Source organism: Vibrio sp. JZG10 (assembly GCF_054064075.1).
The window spans coordinates 74,394-82,655 of the sequence record NZ_JBSUGE010000010.1; the positions used below are offsets into that span (position 1 = coordinate 74,394).

An 8,262-nucleotide genomic window follows, 5' to 3' on the forward strand; every position below is an offset into this window, starting at 1 on the left:
TACCACACTTACTAGTACCAATGACTGAGTTCGCATTTTTCCCCCGTGACCAAGGTAAAATTGCGGCTATGGTTGTTTTATAACAAGTGCTTTGAGGAAGTAACAATGAGCAAATGGATTACCGCATTACTGATCAGCCTATTGTCGTTACCAAGCTTCGCCGATCAGTTTAAAAATATGAAAGATATCGAAGTACACTATGTCGCGTTTAACTCGACATTCTTAACACCGAAAGTCGCACGTAGCTACGATATCAAGCGTAATGGATACCTCGCTGTGGTTAATATTAGCGTGCTAGATAGAGCTTCATTGGGTAAACCTGCATTAGAAGCAAAAATTGCTGGACGCGCGAAAAACCTCATCGGCCAAACTCAGACCTTGTCCTTTCGTGAAGTCAAAGAAGGCAATGCGATATACTATTTAGCCGAACTGCCAATTACCCACGAAGAAACTTTTACTTTCGATATTGACGTAAAAGCTGGAAACAAAGGCTCAGGTAAGCTTAAATTCACCCAGAAGTTTTATGTTGAAGAGTAATTGGGTTGTGATGATCCAAAAGCTTTTGGATCTAAGCAGGCTAAAAACCACTTATTAGTTAAAGAATATCTAGAGGAGAACGATTTGTTCTCCTCTATCACTATTAAAAGAGATTCCCATGAAAAAAATTGTGCTAGCAACTGGTAACCAAGGCAAAGTTCGTGAAATGGCAGATTTGTTGTCTGACTTCGGCTTTGAAGTATTAGCGCAAAGTGAATTCAATGTATCGGAAGTAGCTGAAACGGGCACAACGTTCATTGAAAACGCAATCATTAAAGCTCGCCATGCCGCACAAGAAACAGGGCTTCCTGCGATTGCAGACGACTCTGGCTTAGAAGTCGATTTCTTAAAAGGCGCTCCGGGCATTTACTCTGCACGTTACGCAGGCGAGAACGCATCTGATCAAGAGAATCTAGAAAAATTGCTAGCGGCAATGGAAGGCGTACCAGAAGCAGAACGTACAGCACGTTTCCACTGCGTATTAGTCCTCATGCGCCACGAGAACGACCCAACGCCTATCGTCTGCCACGGTAAATGGGAAGGCCGCATTCTAACTGAAGCACACGGTGAAAATGGCTTTGGCTACGACCCAATCTTCTTTGTTCCTGAAAACAACTGTGCGTCAGCCGAACTTGAACCTGCACGTAAAAAACAACTGTCTCACCGCGGTAAAGCGCTCAAGTCGTTGTTTGCTCAACTGTCTGAGCAAGTGTCTCAGTAATCACGAGCGAATTAGACCATGTTAACGCCCCCAGCACTCAGCTTGTATGTACACATCCCTTGGTGTGTACAAAAGTGCCCGTATTGCGACTTTAACTCTCACGCGCTCAAAACCGAGATTCCAGAAGAAGAGTACATCAGTGCCCTTCTAGAAGATTTGGATACCGACATTGAGAAATACCTCCTTAACGAAGCGCCACGTCCACTGCATTCAATCTTCATTGGTGGTGGTACGCCGAGTTTGATTTCGGCAGAAGGCATCGAGCGTCTACTTAAGGGCATTGAAGCGCGTATTCCGTTTAAGCCTGAAATCGAAATCACCATGGAAGCGAACCCAGGTACCATCGAAGCAGAGCGTTTTGTTGGCTACCGCAAAGCTGGTGTAACGCGTATCTCTATCGGCGTGCAAAGCTTTGAGCAACAGAAGCTTGAGCGCTTGGGGCGCATTCACGGCCAAGACGAAGCCGTCAATGCTGCTAAATTAGCGCACCAAATCGGTTTGAACAGCTTTAACCTCGATCTCATGCACGGCTTACCTGTTCAAAGCATCGAACAAGCCTTGGCAGATTTGGACAAAGCGATTGAGTTGGCACCGCCGCATCTTTCTTGGTATCAGCTCACTATCGAGCCAAACACCATGTTTTACTACAAGCCACCAACGCTACCTGATGATGATGATTTGTGGGATATTTTCGAGCTCGGACACCAAAAACTTGCAGCCGCGGGTTATGTGCAATATGAAATCTCAGGTTACAGCAAGCCGGGCTATCAGTGTCAGCACAACCTCAACTACTGGCGCTTTGGCGATTACCTTGGTATCGGTTGTGGCTCCCATGGCAAACTCAGTTTTACCGACGGACGTATTATTCGAACGACGAAGGTAAAACACCCGCGTGGCTATTTAGCGGCTTATCAAAATATGGTCAAACCTTATCTGCATACAGAACATGTCGTCGCGGATAAAGACCGTCCTTTCGAGTTTTTCATGAACCGATTCCGCTTAATGGAAGCATGCCCGAAGCAAGATTACGTGGACACCACAGGCTTGCCGCTCAGTACGATTCAAGAAACCATCGATTGGGCGTTAGAAATGAGCTACTTGAGTGAAACCGCCACTCATTGGCAAATAACTGAAAAAGGTAAGCTCTTCCTTAATGATTTGCTCGAAGCCTTTATGGCCGAAGAAAGCGAAGAGTAACGCAGCCCAAAAACAAAAAAGCCTCTCAATTGAGAGGCTTTTTATATAGAACTTCAACATTAGAAAATCGAACGGCCAATTCGCTCCGATAGCAACTCAAGCGCCTTAGTGCCAGCAAGCGAGTTACCTGAAGGGTCAAGCTCTGGAGACCATACTGCAATGGTCATTTCGCCAGGTACTACCGCGATAATGCCACCACCGACGCCAGACTTACCAGGCATGCCAACACGATAAGCAAACTCGCCCGCGCCATCATACAGGCCACACGTTGCTAACAGTGCATTAAGTTGTTTGGTTTGCACGGGAGAAACAACGGGCTTACCCGTTTGTACCGATGTGCCCTTATTTGCCAAATAGCTAAACGTTTTAGCCAAGTCGACACAGCTCATCTTCAGCGCACAAGCGTGGAAGTAGTTTTGCAGCACTGGAATCACTTCATTTTCGAAGTTGCCAAACGAGCGCATGAGATATGCAATCGCCGCATTACGATCACCATGCATCATTTCGGATGCCGCGACGACTTTGTCATACACAATATGAGTATCACCAGAAAGCTGACGTACAAATTCCAATAGGCGCTGACGAGGTGCAGATAAGCGAGTTTGCAACAGATCCGCCACAACTATCGCTCCAGCATTAATAAAAGGATTGCGAGGAATACCTTGCTCCATTTCTAGCTGGATTAGCGAATTAAATGCCTGCCCCGAAGGCTCTTTTCCCACTCGAGACCAAATTTCTTCTTGCTTGTACAAGCACATCGCTAACGTCAAGCTCAATGCTTTTGAAATAGATTGGATAGAGAAAGGTTCATCGGCATCGCCCGCCTTGATAACCTCACCTTCGTTGGTGTATACCGCAATACCTAACTTGTTGCTGGGTACTTTTGCCAGAGCAGGAATGTAATCAGCCACTTTACCTTGGCCGATTAAAGGACGCACTTCCGCCAAAATATCTGTCAAAATTTCCACTGTCGGTTTCATTCTCTACCTTCTATTTACAAGAGAACTCGTTGAGCTCAGAGGTAAAAAAAGCCAACGTGTCGTTGGCTTTTCCATAGGGTTCGTTCGACTCAAGTCGATTATGGTTTTACTGCCACAATAATATTGCGGTTGATAGATTGATCAACACGGTGAAGATAACCGATGTAAGGCTCTTCTGAAAGTACCTTCCAACCTTGCTCTTCAAATAATGCCGCGACATCTTTCCATTTCAATGTAAATTCATTGAAAGACAACACCACTGAACCTTGTTTTTTCAGTACCACTTTCCATGCAGGCAGAGCCTCTTTTAAAAGCTCTAGTGGGCTCCGGTTCAGTTTGCTGTCCTTGGCATTTTTGCTGCCGTGCTGCACACCATAAGGCAGATCAGACACCATCACATCAACTGAGTTCTTTTTCACGACTTGATCAGCGATACGTGTATCAGCCGAATACAGCTTCATAAACTGAAGATTGCCTTGGTTGTAATCTTCTTTATTTGCTGCAGCTTCAACCACGAAACCATCCGCCACTTTCTTGCCACCCGCAGTGCGCTTTTCTTTGCTCACTTTGTGCTTAAAGCGACCATTCTTCATGAACTTAACGATAAAGGTCTGGATCTCTTGCACCCACTTGGCATTGATCTCTACCCCCACCACGTTCAAACCATGGATCAAGCCTTCAAACAAGGTTGTACCTTTACCACACATTGGATCCATTAAGGTTAGCTGCTCACTTCCCGTATTGGACACACTAATGCCGATATTCACCATCAAGCGAGTAAACTGCTCGTTTGTTTTCCCGGTATAACGCAGAATCTGACTCATGCTTTCCGGGAAAGTATTGAACGCTGGCGCTTGAATTGGTCGAAGTAAACCATCTTCGCGCACTTCAAATAGTGCATAGTAAATCGAAGAGGCTGCGATTCTTCGCGTCTGCTCATCGCTTAGAGCTTCCTGACAAGAAAACACCAACGCTGCAGGTAAGCCAACCTCTTTACTACCAATTTCTGTCACATCCACGCCTTGTGAAGCTAAAATTGCTTTTAGCTCTGAACAGGCAATGGTCATTGCGCTATCAAAGTAAATTCGGTTATGGCCCGGATTCGCTAATATCGCGTAATGGTACATCCCATGAACTCCTCTAGTTACGCGATACGCTTATATTTGATATCCCACACACCGTGACCAAGACGATGACCACGAGCTTCAAACTTCGTTAAAGGACGGTCGTCTGGACGAGGAACGAAATCACCATCTTTAGCAATGTTTTCGAAACCTGGCGCTTGGTTCATAACTTCAATCATGTGCTCTGCGTAGTTTTCCCAGTCTGTCGCCATGTGGAAAATACCTTCATTAGGGATCAGCTTCTCACGAACCATTTCAGCAAAACCTAATTGAACGATGCGACGCTTGTGGTGACGTTTCTTGTGCCAAGGGTCTGGGAAGAACAACTGCAGTGTCGATAGGCTGCCGTTTGGAATCATATGCTCAAACACTTCCACTGCGTCATGGCACATCACACGCAGGTTAGTAACTCCCGCCTCACGCGCATCCGCAAGACAAGCACCAACACCCGGGCTGTGTACTTCGATACCAATGAAGTTCTTCTCTGGTGCATTCTTTGCCATTTCAACCAATGAAGCACCCATACCAAAACCGATCTCTAGTACAACGGGGTTGTCGTTACCAAACACTTCTTTCCAATCGAGAAGTTCAGCTTTGAAGTCAATACCCATCGTTGGCCAGCATTCATTCATCGCGCTCTCTTGACCTTTAGTCAAACGCCCTTCACGGCGCACAAAGCTGCGGATTTTGCGGATCAGCTTTCCGTCTTCGTTGTATTCGTTAGTGGTTACTTCACTCATTGATTTTGCCTGCACATTGATTAATCAAAGCGGGGATTATCCAAAGAATTTACTGAGGTGCAAGTATTTGTTGAGCTCTTGGCCTATGGCAGTCCAAAAGCAATAGCACACCTCTTTATATCCCTACTGTTTATCCGTTGTACTTCTTGCCCATTATGTGGTGCAATTTTGCACCTAACCAATAATAGAATACAGAGCAAGTCGTGACACCTTTCGCCAATGCCATCCTAGAATGGTATGACGCATATGGAAGAAAAGATCTTCCGTGGCAACAAAATAAGACCGCATACAGTGTCTGGTTGTCTGAAATCATGCTTCAGCAAACTCAGGTCACTACGGTTATTCCGTATTACCAACGTTTCTTGGAGCGTTTTCCAACCGTTATCGATCTTGCCAATGCTGAGCAAGATGAAGTCCTACACCTTTGGACTGGCTTAGGGTATTACGCCCGAGCCCGTAACCTTCACAAAGCAGCACAAGAGGTCGCCTCTACATACAATGGTGAGTTTCCTCTTGATATAGAGAAAATGAACGCCTTACCGGGGATTGGCCGCTCTACCGCAGCCGCCGTTTTATCGTCTGTGTATAAACAACCACATGCGATTCTCGATGGCAACGTGAAGCGCACCCTATCCCGCTGTTTCGCAGTCGAAGGATGGCCAGGACAAAAAAAGGTTGAAAACCAGCTGTGGGAAATTGCCGAAACGCATACCCCACAAACGGACGTAGATAAGTATAACCAGGCAATGATGGACATGGGCGCAATGGTCTGCACACGCAGCAAACCCAAATGTAGCCTCTGCCCTGTTGCGGATCTGTGTGTGGCAAAACAACAAGGCAATGTGCTCGATTACCCGGGTAAAAAACCGAAAAAAGACAAGCCAATCAAGCAAACTCGTTTTGTAATGCTTCACCACAACACCGAAAATGGTCATGAAGTGTGGTTAGAACAAAGACCACAAACAGGCATTTGGGGTGGCTTATTTTGCTTCCCACAAACCGAACATGTGGATGTAGAAAGCGACATTGAATTGCTACTGGATCAACGTGGCATTCAAGCCAGCAATATCAAGCAGCAGCAAACACTGATTACCTTTCGCCATACCTTTAGCCATTACCACCTCGATATCACGCCAATTTTGATTGATTTATCAAAGCAACCGGACGTGATAATGGAAGGCAACAAAGGTCTTTGGTATAACTTATCTAAACCTGAAGAAGTCGGTTTAGCCGCGCCAGTAAAACTATTGCTGGAAGCGCTACCCCACGAACTTCGTTAATTGAATACAAGGAGTCATTATGAGCCGCACTGTATTTTGTGCTCGACTAAAAAAAGAAGGCGAAGGTCTAGACTTTCAACTTTACCCTGGTGAACTAGGTAAACGCATTTTCGACAACATCTCGAAAGAAGCGTGGGCTCAGTGGCAACACAAACAAACCATGTTGATCAACGAAAAGAAACTCAACATGATGGATCCAGAGCACCGAAAACTGATCGAAACAGAAATGGTAAACTTCCTCTTTGAAGGAAAAGACGTTCATATCGAAGGTTACACACCGCCGAGCGAATAAAGTCGCTTGAGTTAAAACAATGACATCACAACCACTTGTGGTGTCATTTTTCTATTACCTTCAATAGCCCTGATACTTATGAAAAAAATTGTCTTTATTGCTGCCGCACTTTTAATGGCTGGCTGTAGCCGTGAATTCGTCGAAAAGATTTATGACGTCAACTACGAGCCCACAAACCGTTTTGCCAATAATTTAGCTGAGCTACCTGGACAATTTGAAAAAGATACCGCCGCGTTGGACGCCCTGATCAATAGTTTCTCTGGTAACATTCAAAAGCGCTGGGGTAAAAAAGAAATTAAGTACGCAGGCAAAAGTAATTACGTCAAATATATCGATAACTACCTTAGCCGTGCCGAAGTCGACTTTCGCAAAGGCGTGATCACGATTGAAACCGTATCACCGACCGAGCCCCAAAAGCACCTCAAAGAGGCGATTGTCACTACCTTACTCACGCCAGACGACCCAGCTCACGTCGACTTGTTCTCCTCAAAAGGAATCACGTTAGAAGGGCAACCATTTCTGTATAAACAAGTTGTTGACCAAGACAATAAGCCAATTCAGTGGTCTTGGCGGGCAAACCGATTTGCGGAGTATCTCATCGCAAACAAAATCAAGACCAAAGACGTTGATTTCAAGAAAGCGTATTACGTCGAAATCCCCATGGTTGAAGACCATTTTTCAACACGCAGCTACCAATACGCCGATATCGTGCGCCGAGCTTCCAAGAAATACGATATTCCAGAAGATTTGATATACGCCATTATTAAAACCGAGAGCAGCTTCAACCCGTACGCAGTAAGTTGGGCAAATGCGTATGGCTTAATGCAAGTTGTACCTAAAACCGCCGGTCGAGACGTATTCAAGCTCGTGAAAAAGCGCTCAGGCCAGCCAAGCCCTGAATATTTGTTTAATCCAGAAAACAACATCGATACCGGTACTGCGTATTTCTACATTTTAAAAAATCGTTATTTAAGAGAAGTCCATCACCCTACCTCTCTCGAGTACAGTATGATTTCCGCTTACAATGGCGGTACTGGAGGTGTTTTAAACACATTCCATCGCAGCGATCGCAAACGCGCAATGCAAGATCTTAATTCGTTGCAACCCAACCAAGTTTATTGGGCACTAACTAAGAAACATCCGAACGCAGAAGCACGTCGTTACCTAGAAAAAGTTACAAATTTCAAAAAGGAATTTAACTCAAAGCAAACTTTGTAGTGACAGTTGAATAAAAAGCGTTCGAACAAGCACTTTTTTGAAATTATTTAAAAAAAGTGGTTGACGCAAAGCGGGAAAATCCGTTTAATAGCGCTCCGTCGCCCGGATAGCTCAGTCGGTAGAGCAGAGGATTGAAAATCCTCGTGTCGGTGGTTCGATTCCGCCTCCGGGCA

At 45.3% G+C, this 8,262-nt stretch carries 9 protein-coding genes and 1 tRNA gene; 7 read left to right on the forward strand and 3 right to left on the reverse strand.

Features of this window, described 5'->3' with window-relative positions; genetic code table 11:
- The first annotated feature begins 105 nt into the window (after window positions 1-105).
- The 3 genes from ACWYVB_RS12735 to hemW all read left to right on the forward strand — a co-directional run bounded on the left by ACWYVB_RS12735 (window position 106) and on the right by hemW (window position 2,455).
- On the forward strand, window positions 106-537 hold the full coding sequence (locus tag ACWYVB_RS12735; protein WP_005393982.1) for a DUF4426 domain-containing protein: 432 nt from the start codon (window positions 106-108) through the stop codon (window positions 535-537).
- A 118-nt stretch (window positions 538-655) separates the two neighbouring features.
- Window positions 656-1,258, forward strand: coding sequence for an XTP/dITP diphosphatase (locus tag ACWYVB_RS12740; protein WP_074191809.1), 603 nt, complete (start codon window positions 656-658; stop codon window positions 1,256-1,258).
- An 18-nt stretch (window positions 1,259-1,276) separates the two neighbouring features.
- On the forward strand, window positions 1,277-2,455 hold the full coding sequence (gene hemW / locus ACWYVB_RS12745) for a radical SAM family heme chaperone HemW (RefSeq protein WP_395222555.1): 1,179 nt from the start codon (window positions 1,277-1,279) through the stop codon (window positions 2,453-2,455).
- A gap of 59 nt (window positions 2,456-2,514) precedes the next feature.
- On the opposite strand, the gene glsB is transcribed toward hemW, so the two are convergent.
- The 3 genes from glsB to trmB form a co-directional block, all read right to left on the reverse strand.
- Window positions 2,515-3,435, reverse strand: coding sequence for a glutaminase B (glsB, locus tag ACWYVB_RS12750; protein ID WP_005393987.1), 921 nt, complete (start codon window positions 3,433-3,435; stop codon window positions 2,515-2,517).
- Window positions 3,436-3,533: 98 nt separating this feature from the next.
- The gene (locus ACWYVB_RS12755) at window positions 3,534-4,562 is read right to left on the reverse strand and encodes a TRM11 family SAM-dependent methyltransferase (RefSeq protein WP_395222556.1); all 1,029 of its coding nucleotides are present in this window, start codon (window positions 4,560-4,562) and stop codon (window positions 3,534-3,536) included.
- Window positions 4,563-4,579: 17 nt separating this feature from the next.
- Window positions 4,580-5,299, reverse strand: coding sequence for a tRNA (guanosine(46)-N7)-methyltransferase TrmB (gene trmB, locus ACWYVB_RS12760; RefSeq protein ID WP_006743099.1), 720 nt, complete (start codon window positions 5,297-5,299; stop codon window positions 4,580-4,582).
- A gap of 203 nt (window positions 5,300-5,502) precedes the next feature.
- Between trmB and mutY the strand changes: the two genes are divergently transcribed.
- The 4 genes from mutY to ACWYVB_RS12780 all read left to right on the forward strand — a co-directional run bounded on the left by mutY (window position 5,503) and on the right by ACWYVB_RS12780 (window position 8,262).
- Window positions 5,503-6,579: an A/G-specific adenine glycosylase gene (gene mutY, locus ACWYVB_RS12765; protein WP_074191812.1), complete on the forward strand. Its 1,077-nt coding sequence runs from the start codon at window positions 5,503-5,505 to the stop codon at window positions 6,577-6,579.
- Window positions 6,580-6,598: 19 nt separating this feature from the next.
- Window positions 6,599-6,871 carry an oxidative damage protection protein gene (locus ACWYVB_RS12770; RefSeq protein ID WP_005381002.1) on the forward strand — a complete coding sequence of 91 codons (273 nt, stop codon included), beginning with the start codon at window positions 6,599-6,601 and terminating at the stop codon, window positions 6,869-6,871.
- 78 nt (window positions 6,872-6,949) lie between these two features.
- Window positions 6,950-8,089 (forward strand): membrane-bound lytic murein transglycosylase MltC, encoded by a 1,140-nt coding sequence (mltC, locus tag ACWYVB_RS12775; RefSeq protein WP_005393998.1) that lies wholly within the window; start codon window positions 6,950-6,952, stop codon window positions 8,087-8,089.
- Between the two features lie 100 nt (window positions 8,090-8,189).
- Window positions 8,190-8,262 (forward strand) — tRNA-Phe (locus ACWYVB_RS12780).